Below are 18,249 nucleotides of genomic sequence, written 5' to 3'. Positions count from 1 at the left end.
GTGAGAACGCCATGAGTGAAACCCCACGCGGACACGCGACCGACGTCATTCGCCACGCCGACATTCTGATCGTCGGCGGCGGTCTGAGCGGCGCCATGCTGGCGGCGCAGCTTCTGCGTTTGCCGGGCAAGCGCTCGGTGCTGGTCATCGAACCGCGTGCCGAACTCGGTCGGGGCGAAGCGTACAGCGCCGTCGAATTGGGCCATACGCTCAATGGCAATGCCGCCCGCATGAGCGTCGATCCGGACAACGCCGACGACCTCACGCAATGGCTCACCGAACACATTGAGGCGGGCGGCTGGCCCGAGTCTGACCAGCAACATGTGCCCATCAGCGAGTTGTTCCCGCCTCGCGGGCTGTTCGGTGTGTACGTGCAGCAGCGTCTGAGGGAAGCACAAGCGGTCGGCGCGCTGAACGGGTCGACGGTCGAGCACGTGCGGGCTGAAGTGGTGGACCTTGAGACTCTGGACGATAGCGTTCGGCTGACCCTGAGCGACGGCCAACGCTTGCAGGGCGCTTACGCCGTGTTGGCGACCGGGATGTTTCCCGCTGCGCGCACACCCCAGACCCAATCCAGCGGTGTGAACGCGGCCGCGCTCGATCCTTGGGATGTGGCGGCCATGCGGCAGCTCGATCCACAATCGACGGTGTTGATCATCGGTTCCGGGTTGACCATGGTCGATGCCGTGGTGTCACTGGAGCAGGCCGGGCACCGCGGGCCGATCAAGGTGTTTTCGCGCCATGGTTTGCTGCCGCACGTAAGGCGTCAGCCGCCGGCCTGGGTGGACTTTCTCGCCGAAGATGCGACGTTGCGCACCCCACGCCAGCTGGTTCGCGAATTGCGTCGGCATTGCCGGGACGCCATCGCTCGGGGCATCGACTGGCAGGCACCCTTGGACACGGTCCGGGCGCATATCGGCCGGTTGTGGAATCAGGCGACGGATGCACAGCGCCGGCAGTTTGTACGGCATGTGCGGCCGTGGTGGGAAAGTCATCACCACCGTTCGCCGCCCTTGAGCGCCGAGCTGGTCGCGCGGTTGCTCGGGGAAGGTCGATTGCACATTGAGGCGGCGTCGTTCAAAGGGCTGGCGCCTTCGACCCATGGCGACAACGTCAGCCTTTACATCCGGCGTCGCGGCGAGACCGAAACCTCCGTCGTCAGCGGTGCGGCGTTGATCAACTCCAGCGGCATCGAATATGACTGGCGCCGCGTCGCGCGACCGTTGCCCCGGCAGCTACTCGCGCGTGGACTGATTCAGCCGGGCCCGCTGGCACTCGGCATCGCGGCCGCGGCGGATGGCGCCGTCATGGATGCAAACGGCGACGTATCTGATCGATTGTTTGCAATGGGGCCGCCATTGCGCGGCATGTGGTGGGAAAGCACGGCAGTCACCGATGTCGCGAGCCAGGCCAAGGCACTCGCCGCGCGACTGATCCTAAAAAAACCGGATAGAACGTAATACTGTTCGCTCAAGAAGAGCTTGAGGCGAGCGCAGCACTGTGGCGAGGGGATTTAGCGAAACGTCGCACCGCCCCGTTGGGCTGCGAAGCGGCCCCAGAACCTGAAACGGAGGTGTATCAGGTACACCTCAGTTGCAGTTTTAGGGCTGCTTCGCAGCCCAACGGGGCGGTGCGACGTTTCGCTAAATCCCCTCGCCACAGAGGTATGCATCACGCTTACGGGTAGATGGGAACCACCCGGGGTTTAAAGCCAGCAATCAATAACGCTGATACTTCGACCCAAACTCAGGACGGTTCTCGGCGACATACAGCTTGCTCGTCTGAGCGTCCTTGTGATCAACGCCAACCGTATTGACGTTCAACGTAGCCGGTTGGCTGACCTTGGCGGCGGCAACGACTTGCGACACCCCATGGGGTGCGGCAATGGCGGACGTTGCACCGAGAATCGAAAGCGCGAAACCAAGACCGATAATGCTTTTCATGATGTAGCTCCAGAGCGTGGGAAGAAGATGTGGCCACTGTAGAGCTGGAGCCAGGGCATGAAAAAACACCTGCACGCATAGTCTTTATCACGCGCGTTGATCCGAGGGAACGCAACGGCGCTGTCTACGCGCCCAGCATCTCAACCGGATACGAGAACACATACCCCTCGCTGCGCACGGTCTTTATGTAGGTCGGTTCTCGGGAGTCGTCCATCAGCCGCTGGCGCAGCCGGCTGACCAGCAGATCGATGGAGCGGTCGAACAGGTCCGCGTCACGGCCTTGCGTCAGGTTCAGCAGTTGATCGCGGCTGAGCACCCGCTGCGGATGATCGAGAAAGACCCGCAGCAAGCGGTACTCGGCGCCACTGAGCGCCACCATCGTGTCGTCCTGGTCCAGCAGATGACGGGCCGTGGTGTCCAGGCGCCAGCGCCCGAAACCGAGCAGCCGGCCGCTTTCGGTGATCAGCAGGTTAGGCGGCAGCATCCGCGTGCGGCGCAACACGGCATTGATCCGCGCGAGCAGTTCGCGGGCGGAGAAGGGTTTGGTCAGGTAATCATCGGCGCCCATTTCCAGCCCGAGGATGCGGTCGGTTTCGTCGTTGCGGGCGGTGAGCATCAGGATCGGCGTGGCCTTGTGTTTGCCTGAGCGCAGTTCGCGGCACAGCAGCAAGCCGTCATCGCCGGGCATCATGATGTCCAGCACGATCAGGTCCACCTGGTTGGCATCGAGAAAACTGCGCATTTGCCGGCCATCGGCGACCACTGTGGTGCGCAGCCCATTCTTCTTCAGGTAATTACCGACCAGCTCGCGGATTTCTCGATCGTCATCGACGATCAGGATGTGGTTCACGTGTTCCATCGCTCAACCTTCTTGTTATGTGTCGCAGGTTTTGTATCGCACTGTATCGAATGCCCGGTTTGACACCTTACGCCTCAGTAGCCGCGGTTTTACGACACATGGCAGATACCTCGCGTCGATTAAATGGGTTCCATCGAGACAAGGCAACTTGCTCGCAACGTCTTCCCATTGCAGCCCCGAGGTCATCACCATGAGCATAAACAACGTTATCGTCGCTGGCGTCTTCGCTGTTCTGAATATCGCTGCGTTTTCCGCCCACGCCGACGTCAAAAGCGCGCCGCAGACCTATACCTACGGCACCCACCTGGATATCAAGAAAGTGATCTCGACCGTCGAAAGCGGTGGCAGCTGCGGCATCGTGAATGCCCGCATGACTTACCTGGATTCCAGCGGCACACAAAAAGTCCTCGATTACAGCAAGTTCGCCGAATGCGCCAATCAGGGCGGCTGACCCTTCCACTACGCTGATTCCTAACGCCGCCGACTTGGGGAGAGATCACTGTGAACATGACCGTATTGAGTCCGAAAACCCCAAAACGCCGCCGCTTGATTGGCCCCTCGGTGCTTGCGTTAGCACTGATGCAGCTGGGCGTGCTCGGAGTAGCCAATGCCGCCGGCGCAGAGCCGGTGGCGGCGACAGTCAAGACGCCGGCGTACACACCGTTCGGCCCGCTGAAGCATGTCGACGCAGGCTTGCTGAATGTGGCTTACGCGGAAGTGGGTCCAGCGGACGGGCCGGTCGTCATCCTGCTGCACGGCTGGCCCTACGATATTCACAGCTACACCGAGGTCGCGCCCTTGCTGGCGGCGAAGGGATACCGCGTGCTGATTCCCTATGCGCGGGGCTACGGCGATACGCATTTCCTCTCGGACAAGACCGTTCGCAACGGCCAGCCCGCCGCGCTGGCCAGTGACGTGATCGATTTCATGGACGCGCTCAAGATCAAGCGGGCGGTGCTGGGGGGCTACGATTGGGGTGCGCGCTCGGCAGACATCGTTGCGGCACTCTGGCCGGAGCGGGTAGAGGCGCTGGTGTCGGTCAGTGGCTATCTGATCGGTAACCAGGCAGCGGGGAAAAACCCGCTGCCGCCCAAGGCCGAGTTGCAGTGGTGGTATCAGTTTTACTTCGCCACGGAGCGCGGTCAGGCGGGATACGAAAAAAATCGTCACGACTTCGCCAAGCTCATCTGGCAGTTGGCGTCGCCAAAGTGGTCATTCGATAACGCCACCTTCGACCGCAGTGCTGCGGCCCTGGAAAACCCGGACCATGTCGCCATCACGGTCTTCAACTACCGCTGGCGCCTGGGTCTGGTGCAAGGTGAAAGCCAGTACGAGGCCCTGGAGCAGAAACTCGCCAAGGCGCCGTCCATCAGCGTGCCGACCATTACCCTGGAAGGTGACGCCAACGGCGCGCCGCACCCGGCGCCAGAAGATTACGCCAAGCGGTTCACGGGCAAGTACGAATTCCGGCTGATCAACGGGGGTGTCGGCCACAACCTGCCGCAAGAAGACCCGCAGGCGTTTGCCAAGGCAGTGATTGATGCGGATCGGCTATAACACCACCGCGCGTCTTTGCAGGAACTGGTAGGAGCTGTCGAGTGAAACGAGGCTGCGATCTTTTGATCTTGTTTTTAACAAATCAAAGATCAAAAGATCGCAGCCTCGTTTCACTCGGCAGCTCCTACACGGGTAGTTGGCATGGCGTTGTCACACCTTTTCGATCATCTCGATCAACCGCTCCGGCCACACCGTTTCAGCGGTCTGCTCCAACTCGCCGACTGACCACCATTTGTGCTCGGTCATCACTCGCGCCTCATCCACGGTCCAGCCATCACGGGTCAGTTGCTCACCCGCCGCGCGAACGACGAAGTAGCGTTCCACGGACAACACCGTCTCGCCGTTGGGCAGCATCATCGTGAAATTGCGCTCGGCCACGCAGGTGCCCACGTTGTCGACCTGCAATCCGGTTTCCTCCAGCAGTTCGCGGACCGCCGCTTCTTCAAAGCTTTCACCATCCTCGACCCCGCCGCCTAGCGTGGCCCAATAATCGCGGCCATCCAGGGCATCGCCCTTGTGCTGGAAGCGAAACAGCAGCACCTCGTTCTGCGGGTTTATCACCAGGAGTCGTGCAGCATTACGTTGGCGCATCGTGATTTCTCTTTCCGTAGAAGGCAGCGAGCCGAAGCAAAAGCTTCGGCTCGCAAGTACACATTTGACTTTAGGTTATTTACGCAACCACTTGATAACACGGAACATATGCAGCGCCGCCGGGCAGTTTCATCCGGTGCTGGGCGACGAATGCCTTGAGCAGTTTATCCAGTGGCTGCATCACCGCCGCGTCGCCGCGGATCTGATACGGCCCGTGTTCTTCGATCAGGCGGATGCCCTTGTCCTTGACGTTGCCGGCGACTATGCCGGAGAACGCGCGGCGCAGGTTGGCGGCCAGTTCATGGGCGGGCAGATCACGGCGCAGTATCAGGTTGGCCATGTTCTCGTGGGTCGGATCGAACGGGCGCTGCAGGCTTTCGTCGATTTTCAGCAGCCAGTTGAAATGGAAGGCGTCGTTGCGCTCGCGGCGGAACTGTTTGACCTCCTTGAGGCCTTTGGTCATCTGGCGGGCCACTTCGGCCGGGTCATCGATGATGATTTCGTAATGCTTTTTCGCCGCTTCACCCAAGGTGGCGCCGACGAACGCGTCCAGCTGCTCCAGGTAAGGCGCGGCATGCTTCGGTCCGGTGAGGATGACCGGGAAGGGCAGGCCTTCGTTGTCCGGGTGCATCAGGATACCGAGCAGGTACAGGAACTCTTCCGCCGTACCGGCACCGCCCGGGAAGATGATGATGCCGTGGCCGACGCGCACGAACGCTTCCAGGCGTTTTTCGATGTCCGGCAAAATCACCAGCTCGTTGACGATCGGGTTCGGTGCTTCCGCCGCGATGATGCCGGGCTCGGTCAAACCAAGGTAGCGGCCGCCGTGAATGCGCTGCTTGGCGTGGGCAATGGTCGCGCCTTTCATCGGGCCTTTCATCACACCGGGGCCGCAACCGGTGCAGATATCCAGGCTGCGCAGGCCCAGTTCATGGCCGACTTCCTTGGTGTATTTGTACTCCTCGGTGTTGATCGAGTGACCGCCCCAGCAGACAACGATTTTCGGTTCGATACCGGGCCGCAAGGTGCGGGCGTTGCGCAGCAGGTGGAACACGTAATCGCTGATGCCCTGAGAATTGCTCAGGTCGATACGCTGGCTGTCGAGTTCGTTTTCGGTGTAGACGATGTCGCGCAGGGCGCTGAAGAGCATTTCCCGGGTGCTGGCGATCATTTCGCCGTCGACGAAGGCGTTGGCCGGGGCGTTCAGCAGTTCGAGGCGTACGCCGCGGTCCTGCTGGTGAATGCGGATTTCGAAGTCCTTGTAGGCTTCCAGAATGGTCTTGGCGTTATCAACATGGGCGCCAGTATTGAGGATGGCCAGGGCGCATTGGCGAAACAAGGTGTAGGTGCTGCCGGATCCGGCTTCGCTCAGTTGCTGTACTTCCCGCTGAGAAAGGGTTTCCAGGCTGCCTTTTGGGCTGACAGAGGCATTGATTACATGGCGTTGGGTCATTCAATGATCCTTAAAACGATGTCACTCACACGGGGATCGGCAAATGGCATCCGAATAGTGTGTATCCATTAAAGAAGATGGCACGAACTGCGCAGTATCGCCACGTTGCCCTTTGACGATGAAAAGATGAAAAGGAGCTCCAGCATAGCTAAATCTGCCGGGGAGGCGATAATGCCCCGCAGTTTTATCACCGAGTCTCTTTCCCTTGATCCAAGGAACCCCGCCGCAATGTTTGAAATTCAGCCGATAAATGCCCAGACCTATCGACAACAGACGCGGCGCAGCACGGTCATTATTGCCCTGACGTTCCTGGCGCTGGCGATGGTGCTGTCCACCGCCGCTGTGGCGCTGTTCGGCGAGCCCGGCGGCGACAACCTGCGGTTCAACGTTGGCGGCGTGTTCGTGGCAGTGCTGTTGATGGTTGCATTGATGCGCGGCTATTTCTGGAACCAGCCGTGGATGGCATCGGCCGTATACGGCTGGCAGCTCAAGCGTAGCCTGATGAGCGTCACCAACGTCATGCACCAGGTGACGGCCGCGGTGGAGCGCGACGATCCTCGCGCCATGAAGTTGCTACGCTTCTACCATCTGGGGTTGAGCCAGATGCATGAGCTGGACGGCAATTCCAGCGACCATGGTCAGTTGCATCGCGAGATTGACCTGCACAAAACGCGAATGGAAGCGCTAGGCATTGATACCGACCAGACGCGACTGGATCCCGCCTGGCTGGACGCCGTCAAGCAAACGCCGAAATCATAAGTAATCAGGGAATGATATGGGTCAGCTGTCCATTAACGAACGCATCGAAAACGCCAGGCTCGCCACGCCGTTGAACGGTGAGCGGCCCGTGTCCAGGCTCAAGGTCCGGTCCGTGGTCTTTCTGCTCGTCGCGGTCTGTCTGTCGATGACGATTATTGTCATCTGGGAAGCCTGGAGTTCGCGTCAGTACCATCTGCGGGACAAGGAAGTGGCAATGTCCAACCTTGCGCAGACCCTGGCGTGGCAAGCCCAGGCGTCGATTAAGCAAGCGGACACGCTGCTGTTGACCCTGGTCGAGCGCCTGGAAAACGAAGGTGTCGAATCCGCGCGCCTGCCGAGGATGCAACGGCTGCTCAGTGTGCAGCGCTCGGAGTTGAGCCAGTTGCATGGCTTGTTCGTCTACGACGCGACGGGGCAGTGGATCGCCAATTCCAACGGCGCCCTGGTGCCCAATTCCAATAATGCCGACCGTGAATATTTCATTTTTCATCGGGATCATCCCGACCTGGGGCCGCACATTGGCCCGTCGATCAAGAGTCGTTCGAGCGGCGAATGGATCATGACCGTGTCGCGCCGGGTCAATCATCCGGACGGCAGCTTTGCCGGCGTGGCGCTGGCAACGATCTACCTGAATCATTTTCTCGGGCTCTACGACAGCATCGACATGGGCCGCAACGGCGTCATCAACCTGATCGCCGACAACGCGACCATCGTCGTGCGCCGGCCATTCAATGACGCAGAAATCGGCACCAGCGTTGCCAATGGACCGCTGTTTACCCAATTACTGCCCAAGGGCAACTCAGGCACGGCCAGGGTCAAGTCGATCGTTGACGGTGTGGAACGCGTGGTGGGATTCCGCCGGGTCGAGGGTTACCCGCTGATCATTTTTACCGCGCTAGACAAAGATGAAGTCCTCACCAGCTGGCGCGACGAATCCCTGCTCAGTGCCGGCATTGTCGCCTTGCTGTTGAGTTTTCTCGGGGTCTTGGGCTATCGCCTGATCCGACTCATGAGGCAGCAGAATCACATCCAGAGCGTCTTGCTGGATGCTCAGGAAAAGCTGCTTGAGGTCAATCATGGCCTGGAGTTGCTGGCGCTGGAGGATGCCCTGACCGGATTGTCCAACCGGCGGCAGTTCGATCTGTTCATCCTGGCCGAGATGGGCCGTGCCCGGCGCACCCAGACTCACCTGGCGTTGCTGATGATCGATGTCGACCACTTCAAGCGCTTCAATGACCTGTACGGCCATGTGGCGGGCGACCTCTGTTTGCGCAAGATCAGCGCAATCATTCGCGACAACATCAAGCGCCCAGGCGACCTGGCCGCCCGCTACGGCGGCGAAGAGTTCACCGTGGTGTTGCCCGGTACCGACTATGTGGGCGCGTTCCTGATCGCGGAAAAAATCCGTAACGCTGTCAAGGAGGCCGGTATCGAGCACAGTGAAGGGGTCGAGGGCACGGTCACGGTCAGCATCGGTGTCTGCGCTTACAACACCGCCTCGCAGGATCAACCCGATGACCTGGTGCGCGCTGCGGACAAGGCGTTGTACGTGGCCAAGGCCAGCGGCAGGAACATGAGCGTCATTGCCAACTGATATCGGACAAAGCGGTCGTGGCCAGCCCACGGCCAAGCCATCGCCCTGGGCGAGAATGTTCGCGCGCAGGGTCGGGAGCGCCAGGGTTCAACGTCCTCGGGCGATCTGTTGAGTCAATGGGCGCGTCGCCACACTCGAAAATAGACCCCAACGTTGATCACCAGCACCACCGCGCCGAGCCCCAGCTGAATCGCGGGGGTGAGGCCGGCGGGGTAGATCACCGGCCACACGTAATGTTCGATGAAGCCGCCACCGTAACCGGTTTGCCCGGCTGCCAGGCGCATGCGGTTTTCCCATTCCGTCAGCGGGCAGATCAGGTGGAAGACTTCCACCGAGACACCCCAGGCAGCGGCGGGCAGGTGCCACCAGATCAGGGGGCGCCACTTGAGCACCAGCAGCCCGCCAAACAGCACGAACAGGATGAACATCAGGTGGAACAGCACCAGCCCGTCGGCAGCGATTCGATACAGCATGTCGACTCCGTGAGATGTCAGGCGAGCAGTGGGCGTAGGGATTCGTGCACCCTTCAACGAATGACAAATTTTTAAAGCCATCGGCGATGAGTGCTGGCAAAGTCTGACATCTTTTTTTCGGTCAAGAGCGTTATGTCCAACTCACACCTGCCCCGCAGCGCATTTTTGCGCGGCGCTGTGGCGATCCTGCCATTATCCCTGGCGACCGCGCCTTGGGGGCTGCTGGCAGGCTCCATGGCGATTGAAGCGAATCTCACACCTCTGCAAGGCCAGGCGCTGTCCGGCATTGTGTTTGCCGGCGCCGCGCAATTGGTTGCCATTGGCATGCTCAAGGGCGGTGCCGGGATCTTTTCGATTCTGCTGACCACGTTGTTGCTGACGTCGCAACATTTGCTCTACGGCATGAGCCTGCGCTCGGTGATCTCGCCCCTGCCGGGTCGCTGGCGGGTGGGGTTGGGTTTTTTGCTTACCGATGAGCTGTTCGCCCTGACCAGCCAGTATGACAAGCAGCAATTCAATCGTTGGTACGCGCTGGGTGTCGGGCTGACGTTCTACATCGCCTGGAACCTCTTCACGCTGGCCGGCATCGTGCTCGGCAGCAGCATTCCGGGGCTTGAGCATATGGGCCTGGATTTCTCCATCGCGGCGACCTTCATCGCATTGATCACACCCGTGGTGCGCAACGTGCCGACGGTGGCCTGCGTGGCGGTCTCGTTGTTCTGCTCGGTGCTGTTCAGCTACTGGCAATTGGGCTCGGCGCTGGTCCTGGCGGGACTGGCGGGGATGACCACAGGGTTTCTCTGCAACAAATTCTATGTGAGGCAAGCAGCATGATGGTCTGGGCGGTGATTTTCGGGATGGGCGCGTTGGTGTTTCTCAACCGCTACGTGTTTCTCGAGCCACGGCTGCCGGTGCGCCTGAGCAGTAATGTCCGGCAATTCCTGGGGTTCGCTGTGCCCGGCATGTTGACGGCGATCTGCGGGCCGATCGTATTCATGCCCGACAGGCAACTGAACCTGCAGTGGGACAATCCGTACCTGATCAGCTCGTTGGTGGCCGTTGCGCTGGTGATTTACACCCGCAACACGCTGCTGAGCATGTTGTTGAGCATGGCGTTTTTCTTCTTGCTGCGGTGGTGGCTGTAAGCCAGATGCCGAAATCTGTTCTACGCTGAAACCTGATGACTGATCCCTTCAGGAAGAGAGGTGAACATGGCAAATGATCCCAAGCATCCAGGCCCGAATAATGGCGTGGATGAAGACATGGATGAACCATCGGAAGAAGAAATCGAGCAGCAGAGACGTTCTTCACCGACCTGGAAACATCCCGACGATGGTAAAGAATTGTCGGACCGCGACAGAGAGTTCCCTCTAAAACCTTGATCAGATCAAAAGATCGTCCGCACGCGGCCCGAGCCTTCGGCATCTCTCACGATCCATGTGAGCCGCCGGAGGCTTCGATCTTTTGATCTTGATCTGCTGATTTTTTGCGGTCACGACGAATAAGCAAACCCTGTCGAGTCGCCTCAAACATCTTCCACAAGCAGCTCGTCAGGGTGAGCCGCTCGATAACCCAACGTCTTGTCGATCCAGGCATTCAGTTCATTGACCATCACCGGATGTTTACCCGGATAGTTGCGCAAGGCGGCGCGCAGGACCGCTTCAATGGCGGGTATTGATTGCAGGTTTCGGGTGTTGATGTATTGCCCGATAAAACAATCGAGTGCATAGCGTTCAGTGGTCGAAAGAAAAACACACTCCAGACCACCAGGTACATTGGTAGATAAATCGTCGCGCAACTTAATTCTCTGCAAGGCTTGAGTTTCAGGGGCTCCTTTTTCGCTTGTTGACTCTTCGGTCAATCAAGCTGAGGCCATGGGAATGGCGGCGCGCATGCTAGCGGCAGTCGTCTCAAATGTATGTATGACAATCGAAATGTCAGACAGGCGGTGGAGGCGGCAAACTGCCACTTTTTCAAGGCAGTGTTTCCTGGATGAAACAGTGAGTGTAACGATTTAACTTATGGGCCTGTCTATACAACTAAGACTGATTCGTTGAAGTGTTCAAGCAACTTTCTCAATTAACGCCGGCCCCTGGTTTCTTGAATTGCCGACGGCTTTGTCCACCTTGTACCACTCGAAAACGTCACTGCTTTCACCTTGCATCAGCGCTATCTGTTCTGCGCGTTCCCTCGGGGTCGCAGGATCAAGCCACTCCCGCGCAAGTTCGGGTGACAATACGATCGGGCGCCGGTCATGGATGTCGAGCATGCCGCCAGCGCTGTCCGCCGTGACAATAACGAATCCGTCATCCGCCCGCGGCTCGGCGTCTCGGCTGGGGAACTGGCCGATGGCGGCGCAGAAAACCGGTTCGCGGTCTTTGCGGCGGATGAGCCAGGGCTGCTTCGTCTTGTCCGTGGCCTCCACCCATTCGAACCAGTTGTCGATCGGCACAATTGCCCGGTGCGGCCAGATCGCCCGAAAGAAAGGTCCATGGGCGACTTTTTCAACACGCGCATTGATCGGCGGCGGGCGATCCTTGGCCCAGTGCGGGCGCCATCCCCAACGAACCGTGTCGGCGTGCAGACCGTCGTCTTCCAGATGCAGCAGGGCGAGTTGGGTGGTAGGCGCGGCGTTGTAGCGGGCCAGCGGCTCATCACCGACGTGATTGATCATCGCGTCTGGAATGCTCAGCGCGGCGACGAAATCGTGAATACCCCGGTATTGCGATAGACGACCGCACATGGGCTGATCCTCGGGTGGATAGTTTCAGCATAGGTGCAGATTGTTGGAATGCCGCCGGAGCGGGTCGTGTCAGGCTGGCTCTATGCTTAATGTCAGACCGCCATCGCGAGCAAGCCCGCTCCCACAGGGGAACTGAGCTGGACGCAGATCCAGTGCTCACCGCCGATCAAAATGTAGGAGTGAGCCTGCTCGCGATGGGGCCGTGTCAGGCGACTTCGATGTTGAATTTCCTACCGCTATCGCGAGCAGGCTCACTCCTACAGAGGATCGTCGGCGAATCTGGCCTTTGTGTGCACCATCGATCAACTGTGGGAGCTGGGCTTGCCCGCGATGGCGGTGTGTCAGGCATGCAGGTAGTGGCTGGACGGGCGATATCGCGAGCAAGCTCGGCTCCCACAGGGATTTGCATTTAACAAAGATTTTTGTCCTCAACCGATCCCCTGTGGGAGTGAGCCTGCTCGCGATGACGCCGTGTCAGGTAACGAAGATGCTGGATATGCCACCGCCTCCAACACCATGCTCCCGGATCAGAAGTTGATCGAAGCACTCAGCCGTGCGGTCAGCGGTGCGCCCTGGAACACATAGTCATCCCCCATGTATTCACCTGCATCGCGCCAATAGCGCTTATCAAACAGGTTGTCCACGCTAAGCCGGAACACCGTCTCATAGCCGTCGATGCGCGTACTGAAGCGACTCCCCACGTTGAAGATCGCATACGCCCCCGTCTCCACTTCACCCACTTGACTGGCGTACTTGCTGGCGCTGTACTGCACGCCGCCCAGCACTGCCAGACCCTCGACCCACGGCAGCGCATAATCCCCATAAAGGCTGGCACGCATCGTCGGCACATTGATCGTCTGGTGGCCTTCATAAGCAGGCGTACCGGTACCGGTCACCCGCGATCGAATCGCCGCAACGCTGGCGCTGATCTGTAGGCGCTGCGTGGCCCAACCGTTGGCCGAGAGTTCCAGCCCGGTGTTTTTCTGTTCGCCCTGTTGGGCAAAGGTAAAGGTGCCGTCGTCATTCGGCCGGGCGTATTGGTAGTCCTGACGAATCTGGAACAGCGCCGCGCCCAGGGTCATGCGCTGCCAGTCGTACTTGATCCCTGCCTCGATCTGCCGGGAAACCGTTGGCGCCAGGATCTCGAACGCGTTGGTAGTGAACCAGGCCGCTTCGCCGCCCAGGGACAGCCCTTTGCTGTAACGGGTATACAACGACAGGTTGTGCACCGGCTTGTAGATCAGCGCGGCCTGGGGCAGGAATTCATACCGCTGGGTATGGCGCGTGGTGTCGCCCTGGCTGTCGAAGGTTTCTTCATCCAGTCGCACTTCGCGTCCACCCAGCACGGTTTGCCAGCGTTCGTTGAAACTGATCCGGTCATTGAAAAACACTCCGTACTGGCGACTGTCCAGACGGCGGAAGGAATCGTTGAGTGGTCCGTCGTAGCGGGCGAAGTCTTCCGGTTCGCGGTCGATGTTGCCGCTGCCGATCATCACGTTGATCGGGTCGCGTTTATCCACCACCCGGCGAAATGCACTGGTACCAACAGTCAGTTCGTGCCCGAGGCCGGCCGTGTCGAAACGCCCGCTGAGTGTCGCCTGGACCTCGTCATTGCGGCGGGTGTCGTCGGGGCTGCGGAAATCATAGATGTCGTAGTCGCCTTCGGGGCTGAAGTAGTTCGGCACCGCGGCGTCGGCGCAACTGGCGGCGCCGTAGCAGCCCCAGGCGAAAGAACTGTAATCGTCGATCACCACTCGGCTGCGCGACGCGCTGAGGTTGCCTTTCCAGTCGTCGCTGAAACGGTATTCGAAGTTGCCGTTGAGGTTCAGCGCATCGGTGGTGACCGGCCTGGAACCGCTCTGGTGAGCCAGCAGTTTTTTCGGTGAGGCGTGGTGCGGCAGCGTCGTGCCACCGAGTAGCTGGTAGCCCGGTGCCGAGCGCTGTTCCTTGGTCTGGTATTCCGCGTCCAGTTGCAGGAGCGCGTCAGGGCTGATGTTCCAGTCAAACGCCAGGGAGGCGAAATCCCGCTGGCCGTTGGTGTGTTCGACATACGAATGAATGTCTTCATGGGCGAGGTTGGCGCGCAGTCCGAACTGCTGCTCGCTGCCGAAGAAACCGCCGACATCGGTGGCCAGGTAGCCGCTGCCCCGATCGTCTGTCGACACTGTCACCGAATGCACATCGGTGGGCCGTTTGGTCACGTAGTTGACCAGTCCGCCCGGTTCGGAGACGCCACTTTCCAGGCCGGAAAGCCCCTTGAGCAACTCCACCTGTTGTTTGTTTTCCAGCCCGACGTTCTGTTCGCCAGTGATGGTGCGCCCGTTGATCTTGTAGCTACTGGCGGAATTCAGCGAGAAGCCGCGCACCACGAAGTTTTCGTAGTAGCCGACCGGCGCGTAGCTCTGGCCGACCGATGCATCGTTGCGCAGCACTTCGCTGAGCAGGCGTGCCTGTTGATCCTTGATCAGGGCGTCGTTGAAAACCGAAATCGACGCCGGCGTGTCAAGCAAGGGGGCGGCATCGAAACCACTGACCGATGCGCTGTCGGCTTGATAGCCGGAGGTGTCTTCGCCGGTGACGGTCAGCGCCGGCAGCTCGGTTTCGGCCGCCAGGGCGGTGTTGGCCGAGAGCAGGCCCAGAGTGAAGCAGTTGAGCGCGAACCGCGGAGCGGACATTCCCTTGTGACGTGTCCGGTAATGCCTGCCCATGAAAACTCCTCGATGAATGACCCGCGCTAAAAGCGCGCCATCATACAGAGGACGTATCGGGATCGGGATGTGTTAGTGCGTCGTCGCATTGCTTTTAAACCAGATAACGCCGAAACCACGCCAGTGTGCGGTCCCACGCCAGCTTCGCCGCCGCCTCGTCGTAGCGGGGTGTCGAGTCGTTATGAAAGCCGTGGTTGGCGCCGGGGTAGATGTACGCCTCGTAGGTCTTGCCCGCAGCTTTCAGCGCCTGCTCATACGCGGGCCAGCCCTCATTGATGCGCGTGTCCAGTTCGCCGTAGTGAAGCATCACCGGGGCCTTGATCCGGGGCACGTCCTTTGCCTCAGGCTGGCGACCGTAGAAAGACACGGCGGCGCCCAGTTCCGGATAAGCCACGGCCGCCGCATTGGCGACCCCGCCGCCGTAGCAGAAACCGGTGATACCGACTTTCCCGGTGCCCATGTCGTGCTTCATCAGCCACTCGATGGCCGCGAAAAAATCATTCATGAGTTTTTCCGGATCGACCGTAGCTTGCAGCTCCCGCCCCTTGTCATCGTTGCCTGGATAGCCACCCACGGACGTCAGTCCATCGGGGGCGAGGGCGATGAAACCGGCCTTGGCCACACGCCGGGCGACGTCTTCGATGTAAGGGTTGAGCCCGCGATTTTCATGCACGACCACCACCGCCGGCACCTTGCCGGTGGCCTTCGCCGGTCTGACCTGATAGGCCCGGACCTGGCCGTTACCCTTGGGCGAAGGGTAGGTGATGTACTCGGCGACGATGTCCGGGTCGGTGAATTCCACTTGCTCGGCGAGGGCGTAGTTCGGGCTCAGGGCAGTCAGCAGGGCGCTGGCAGTCAAACCACCGAGGGTGAACAGCGCCGCACGGTCCAGAAATTCGCGCCGATTGATCTTGCCGTGAGCGTAGTAGTCATAGAGTTCGAGCAATTGCGGGGAAAAATCTTTCGCAGTCAAACGCGTCATCGGTCTACCTCTCTAATAACGACACTGCACCTGTGGCGAGGGAGCTTGCTCCCGCTGGGCTGCGCAGCAGTCCTGTTTTTTAGGGCCGCTTCGCAGCCCAACGGGAGCAAGCTCCCTCGCCACAGGTCTTGATTGAATGTCAGTGCCCTCCGACGACCATATGGCTGAATGGCGCGACGTACGCCTGCAAGGTCACCAACCCGCCGACCAGAATCGCCAGAACGATCGAGTGGAAAAACACGTAGCGCAGAATTTCCCCTTCATGCCCATACCAGCGCGTCGCCGTGGACGCCACGACGATCGACTGGGCATCGACCATCTTGCCCATGACCCCACCGGAACTGTTGGCTGCGGCCATCAATACCGGACTGATCCCCAGTTGTTCGGCGGTGACGCGCTGCAAGCCACCAAAGAGCACGTTTGACGCCGTGTCCGAGCCCGTCAGCGCCACGCCGAGCCAGCCGAGGAGGGTGCCGAACATCGGGTAGAAAATGCCCGTCGCCGCGAAGGCCAGGCCCATGGTTGCGTCCAGACCGGAATAGCGGGTGAGGTAGCCCAGCGCAAGCATCGCCGCGATGGTGATCAGCGAATAGCGCACCACCCACAACGTTCGCACGTACTGGCTGAATAGCTGCGGGATGGAATAGCCCATCAGCAGCCCGCCGAGGATCGCTGAAAACAGGATCCCGCTGCCGGTCGCCGTGAACCAGTTGAACTTGTAGATCGCCTCCTCGGTTTTTGGTGCAGGCACCACGGGCGGCACCTTCTCGACTTGCTGGTGCAAGGTAGTGAATGTCAGGGCCGGCGAGAAGATCGGGTTCGCTTCGCGCATCGGCTTGCCCTGTGGATCAAGCTTGGCCGAGTGGGTGACCGGGTCGATGGCCGGACGGGTGTCGAACATGTTTTTGAAGCCTTGAGTGCCCCAGGCAAACACGAAGACGGTCAGGATGATCCACGGCATCCATGCGCGCATCACGGCGGGCTTGGCGTCGGTGGCAAAGGCTGCGGTGGGTTCGGGCTTCTTGTCATGCTCGGCGTCGATTTTTGAGTTGTCGACACGGCCGGACAGGGCTGCGGAGGTGTGCACCGTGGCGGGTTTCCACACCTTGAGGAACCCGGCCAGGCAAGCCATGGAGATCAGCGCCGCGATCACATCCACCAGCATCGGCCCGTGGTAGTTGGACACGAGGAACTGCGGTACCGCAAAACTGACCCCAGCCACCAGGATCGCCGGCCAGACTTCGAGCATTTTGCGCCAGCCCGCGAACGCCCAGATCAACCAGAACGGCACGAGCACCGAGAAAAACGGTAGCTGCCGGCCAACCATCATCGACAGTTCCATTTCATCCAGCCCGGTCACTTTGGCCAGGGTAATGATCGGTGTGCCCAGCGCCCCGAAGGCGACCGGCGCGGTGTTGGCGATCAATGCCAGGCCGGAAGCGGCGAGGGGCGAAAAGCCCAGGCCGATCAGAATGGCACCGGTGACCGCCACCGGGGTACCGAACCCGGCGGCCCCTTCGAAGAACGCGCCGAAGCAAAACGCGATCAACAGCAGTTGCAATCGTCGATCATCGGTAATCCGCGCCAGCGAGTCTTGCAGCACCTTGAACGAACCGTTCTCGGTGGTCAGCCGGTGCAGGAAGATAATGTTGAGCACGATCCAGCCAATCGGCAGCAAGCCATTGGCGGCACCGAACAGCGCTGCGGAGCCTGCCATGTTCGCAGGCATGCCGAAGGCAAAAATGGCGATCAGCAAGGCCGATGCCAAGGCAAGCAGTGCAGCGAGATGCGCCTTGATGTGAAAGAAAGCCAGGGACGCCAGCATCACCACGACCGGCACGGCGGCCATGATCGTGGATATGACCGGGTTGTTGAACGGATCGTAGATTTGCTGCCAAACCATGTTCCACCTCTGCTTTTTATTGTTGGACGTGCAGACCCCGAGGGGGCGGTGGCTATGAGTATAGGTGGCATTGCGCCGCTGTCAGGGCGCTGTTTGCAGGCGATTCAGTGGGCCATTTTGGTGCGAAATGGTGAGCTAACATGAGTGCAGGGGAACACCTGACTCGGACTTCAACGACCGGAGGATTGCCGCAATGACTGAACGCCATTTGGACCATAAGGAGACGTTGTCGAACGGATGCACCATCGAGGTAAAAGCGGAAATATTGCGGGACGGCTCGTTGAAGATGTTGATCGGTGTTTACCGGCCGGACGGTTCGGTCATCTTTGAAGACCCTGATCCAAAACCGCATTTGCTGGACATGGAAGCGGCGCTGGATTGGGGGGTGGACATTGCCAAGGGGATCGGCAACGGGCAGCGGACGTTGTGACCGTAGGGTCGCCATCGCCAGCAGGCTGGCTCCCACCTGTATTGAGTTGCCCACAGGATTGGTGTACATCCCCCGACCCTGTGGGCAGGCTTGCCACAGCAGGGCCGGTCGCAACACAACCCTGTGGGAGCCAGCCTGCTGGCGATGCTTTTAGTGCTTGAACATCACATGCCGAACCACGGTGTAGTCCTCCAACCCGTACATCGACATGTCCTTCCCGTAACCGGACAATTTCTGACCGCCATGGGGCATTT

General features: G+C 59.9%; 19 protein-coding genes. 9 read left to right on the top strand and 10 right to left on the bottom strand.

Annotated features, from left to right (window positions below):
• Window positions 1-11 precede the first annotated feature (11 nt).
• The gene (locus tag AC3ZVB_RS23975) at window positions 12-1,460 is read left to right on the top strand and encodes an FAD/NAD(P)-binding protein (RefSeq protein WP_490147884.1); all 1,449 of its coding nucleotides are present in this window, start codon (window positions 12-14) and stop codon (window positions 1,458-1,460) included.
• A gap of 258 nt (window positions 1,461-1,718) precedes the next feature.
• Here the strand turns inward: AC3ZVB_RS23975 and AC3ZVB_RS23970 are convergent, their stop codons facing one another.
• Window positions 1,719-1,943, bottom strand: coding sequence for a hypothetical protein (locus AC3ZVB_RS23970; protein WP_490147883.1), 225 nt, complete (start codon window positions 1,941-1,943; stop codon window positions 1,719-1,721).
• 124 nt (window positions 1,944-2,067) lie between these two features.
• Window positions 2,068-2,802 carry a response regulator gene (locus tag AC3ZVB_RS23965; RefSeq protein ID WP_162439210.1) on the bottom strand — a complete coding sequence of 245 codons (735 nt, stop codon included), beginning with the start codon at window positions 2,800-2,802 and terminating at the stop codon, window positions 2,068-2,070.
• A gap of 190 nt (window positions 2,803-2,992) precedes the next feature.
• Between AC3ZVB_RS23965 and AC3ZVB_RS23960 the strand changes: the two genes are divergently transcribed.
• Window positions 2,993-3,253, top strand: coding sequence for a DUF2790 domain-containing protein (locus AC3ZVB_RS23960; protein ID WP_162439211.1), 261 nt, complete (start codon window positions 2,993-2,995; stop codon window positions 3,251-3,253).
• A gap of 56 nt (window positions 3,254-3,309) precedes the next feature.
• Window positions 3,310-4,359: an alpha/beta fold hydrolase gene (locus AC3ZVB_RS23955; protein ID WP_490147882.1), complete on the top strand. Its 1,050-nt coding sequence runs from the start codon at window positions 3,310-3,312 to the stop codon at window positions 4,357-4,359.
• Between the two features lie 150 nt (window positions 4,360-4,509).
• Here AC3ZVB_RS23955 and AC3ZVB_RS23950 read toward each other — a convergent pair whose 3' ends face one another.
• Both AC3ZVB_RS23950 and ppnN read right to left on the bottom strand, forming a co-directional pair.
• Entirely contained in the window at window positions 4,510-4,950 is a 441-nt protein-coding gene (locus AC3ZVB_RS23950) for an NUDIX hydrolase (protein WP_490147881.1), read from the bottom strand.
• 79 nt (window positions 4,951-5,029) lie between these two features.
• Window positions 5,030-6,403 (bottom strand): nucleotide 5'-monophosphate nucleosidase PpnN, encoded by a 1,374-nt coding sequence (ppnN, locus tag AC3ZVB_RS23945; protein WP_162439213.1) that lies wholly within the window; start codon window positions 6,401-6,403, stop codon window positions 5,030-5,032.
• A 228-nt stretch (window positions 6,404-6,631) separates the two neighbouring features.
• Here ppnN and AC3ZVB_RS23940 point away from each other — a divergent pair, with 228 nt between their 5' ends.
• Both AC3ZVB_RS23940 and AC3ZVB_RS23935 read left to right on the top strand, forming a co-directional pair.
• Window positions 6,632-7,162: a DUF3087 domain-containing protein gene (locus AC3ZVB_RS23940; protein ID WP_162439214.1), complete on the top strand. Its 531-nt coding sequence runs from the start codon at window positions 6,632-6,634 to the stop codon at window positions 7,160-7,162.
• Between the two features lie 16 nt (window positions 7,163-7,178).
• On the top strand, window positions 7,179-8,756 hold the full coding sequence (locus tag AC3ZVB_RS23935; RefSeq protein WP_490147880.1) for a sensor domain-containing diguanylate cyclase: 1,578 nt from the start codon (window positions 7,179-7,181) through the stop codon (window positions 8,754-8,756).
• 113 nt (window positions 8,757-8,869) lie between these two features.
• Here the strand turns inward: AC3ZVB_RS23935 and AC3ZVB_RS23930 are convergent, their stop codons facing one another.
• Window positions 8,870-9,229, bottom strand: a complete 360-nt coding sequence (locus tag AC3ZVB_RS23930; RefSeq protein ID WP_162439216.1) for a DUF2784 domain-containing protein — start codon at window positions 9,227-9,229, stop codon at window positions 8,870-8,872.
• A 132-nt stretch (window positions 9,230-9,361) separates the two neighbouring features.
• Here AC3ZVB_RS23930 and AC3ZVB_RS23925 point away from each other — a divergent pair, with 132 nt between their 5' ends.
• The 3 genes from AC3ZVB_RS23925 to AC3ZVB_RS23915 all read left to right on the top strand — a co-directional run bounded on the left by AC3ZVB_RS23925 (window position 9,362) and on the right by AC3ZVB_RS23915 (window position 10,611).
• Entirely contained in the window at window positions 9,362-10,063 is a 702-nt protein-coding gene (locus AC3ZVB_RS23925; protein WP_490147879.1) for an AzlC family ABC transporter permease, read from the top strand.
• Window positions 10,063-10,374, top strand: a complete 312-nt coding sequence (locus AC3ZVB_RS23920; protein WP_162439235.1) for an AzlD domain-containing protein — start codon at window positions 10,063-10,065, stop codon at window positions 10,372-10,374. The genes AC3ZVB_RS23925 and AC3ZVB_RS23920 overlap by 1 nt, the downstream gene beginning before the upstream one ends.
• A gap of 66 nt (window positions 10,375-10,440) precedes the next feature.
• Window positions 10,441-10,611 (top strand): hypothetical protein, encoded by a 171-nt coding sequence (locus AC3ZVB_RS23915; RefSeq protein ID WP_490147878.1) that lies wholly within the window; start codon window positions 10,441-10,443, stop codon window positions 10,609-10,611.
• Window positions 10,612-10,754: 143 nt separating this feature from the next.
• On the opposite strand, the gene AC3ZVB_RS23910 is transcribed toward AC3ZVB_RS23915, so the two are convergent.
• The 5 genes from AC3ZVB_RS23910 to AC3ZVB_RS23890 form a co-directional block, all read right to left on the bottom strand.
• Window positions 10,755-11,027: a hypothetical protein gene (locus tag AC3ZVB_RS23910; RefSeq protein ID WP_194692227.1), complete on the bottom strand. Its 273-nt coding sequence runs from the start codon at window positions 11,025-11,027 to the stop codon at window positions 10,755-10,757.
• 264 nt (window positions 11,028-11,291) lie between these two features.
• Window positions 11,292-11,972: an SOS response-associated peptidase gene (locus AC3ZVB_RS23905; RefSeq protein ID WP_490147877.1), complete on the bottom strand. Its 681-nt coding sequence runs from the start codon at window positions 11,970-11,972 to the stop codon at window positions 11,292-11,294.
• A 527-nt stretch (window positions 11,973-12,499) separates the two neighbouring features.
• On the bottom strand, window positions 12,500-14,680 hold the full coding sequence (locus AC3ZVB_RS23900) for a TonB-dependent siderophore receptor (RefSeq protein ID WP_490147876.1): 2,181 nt from the start codon (window positions 14,678-14,680) through the stop codon (window positions 12,500-12,502).
• A 94-nt stretch (window positions 14,681-14,774) separates the two neighbouring features.
• Complete coding sequence (gene yghX / locus AC3ZVB_RS23895; RefSeq protein WP_490147875.1) at window positions 14,775-15,662, bottom strand: YghX family hydrolase; 888 nt, start codon at window positions 15,660-15,662, stop codon at window positions 14,775-14,777.
• 139 nt (window positions 15,663-15,801) lie between these two features.
• A complete protein-coding gene (locus AC3ZVB_RS23890; protein WP_490147874.1) occupies window positions 15,802-17,565 on the bottom strand; it encodes an L-lactate permease in 1,764 nt (587 codons plus the stop codon).
• A 193-nt stretch (window positions 17,566-17,758) separates the two neighbouring features.
• Between AC3ZVB_RS23890 and AC3ZVB_RS23885 the strand changes: the two genes are divergently transcribed.
• Window positions 17,759-17,995, top strand: coding sequence for a hypothetical protein (locus AC3ZVB_RS23885; RefSeq protein ID WP_162439222.1), 237 nt, complete (start codon window positions 17,759-17,761; stop codon window positions 17,993-17,995).
• Window positions 17,996-18,249 lie beyond the last annotated feature (254 nt).

This window comes from Pseudomonas sp. MDV22-iso1 (assembly GCF_058145095.1).
Note: the sequence above shows the minus strand (reverse complement) of the source record. Positions and strands in the feature narration are given on the sequence as shown.

Coding starts and splice junctions, on each gene's coding strand:
- AC3ZVB_RS23965 (WP_162439210.1), bottom strand. CDS start 2,802: ATGGAACACGTGAACCACATCCTGATCGTCGATGACGATCGAGAAATC.
- AC3ZVB_RS23970 (WP_490147883.1), bottom strand. CDS start 1,943: ATGAAAAGCATTATCGGTCTTGGTTTCGCGCTTTCGATTCTCGGTGCA.
- AC3ZVB_RS23940 (WP_162439214.1), top strand. CDS start 6,632: ATGTTTGAAATTCAGCCGATAAATGCCCAGACCTATCGACAACAGACG.
- AC3ZVB_RS23960 (WP_162439211.1), top strand. CDS start 2,993: ATGAGCATAAACAACGTTATCGTCGCTGGCGTCTTCGCTGTTCTGAAT.
- AC3ZVB_RS23900 (WP_490147876.1), bottom strand. CDS start 14,680: ATGGGCAGGCATTACCGGACACGTCACAAGGGAATGTCCGCTCCGCGG.
- AC3ZVB_RS23930 (WP_162439216.1), bottom strand. CDS start 9,229: ATGCTGTATCGAATCGCTGCCGACGGGCTGGTGCTGTTCCACCTGATG.
- AC3ZVB_RS23885 (WP_162439222.1), top strand. CDS start 17,759: ATGACTGAACGCCATTTGGACCATAAGGAGACGTTGTCGAACGGATGC.
- AC3ZVB_RS23950 (WP_490147881.1), bottom strand. CDS start 4,950: ATGCGCCAACGTAATGCTGCACGACTCCTGGTGATAAACCCGCAGAAC.
- AC3ZVB_RS23935 (WP_490147880.1), top strand. CDS start 7,179: ATGGGTCAGCTGTCCATTAACGAACGCATCGAAAACGCCAGGCTCGCC.
- AC3ZVB_RS23925 (WP_490147879.1), top strand. CDS start 9,362: ATGTCCAACTCACACCTGCCCCGCAGCGCATTTTTGCGCGGCGCTGTG.
- AC3ZVB_RS23890 (WP_490147874.1), bottom strand. CDS start 17,565: ATGGTTTGGCAGCAAATCTACGATCCGTTCAACAACCCGGTCATATCC.
- AC3ZVB_RS23905 (WP_490147877.1), bottom strand. CDS start 11,972: ATGTGCGGTCGTCTATCGCAATACCGGGGTATTCACGATTTCGTCGCC.
- AC3ZVB_RS23975 (WP_490147884.1), top strand. CDS start 12: ATGAGTGAAACCCCACGCGGACACGCGACCGACGTCATTCGCCACGCC.
- AC3ZVB_RS23920 (WP_162439235.1), top strand. CDS start 10,063: ATGGTCTGGGCGGTGATTTTCGGGATGGGCGCGTTGGTGTTTCTCAAC.
- AC3ZVB_RS23915 (WP_490147878.1), top strand. CDS start 10,441: ATGGCAAATGATCCCAAGCATCCAGGCCCGAATAATGGCGTGGATGAA.
- ppnN (WP_162439213.1), bottom strand. CDS start 6,403: ATGACCCAACGCCATGTAATCAATGCCTCTGTCAGCCCAAAAGGCAGC.
- yghX (WP_490147875.1), bottom strand. CDS start 15,662: ATGACGCGTTTGACTGCGAAAGATTTTTCCCCGCAATTGCTCGAACTC.
- AC3ZVB_RS23955 (WP_490147882.1), top strand. CDS start 3,310: ATGACCGTATTGAGTCCGAAAACCCCAAAACGCCGCCGCTTGATTGGC.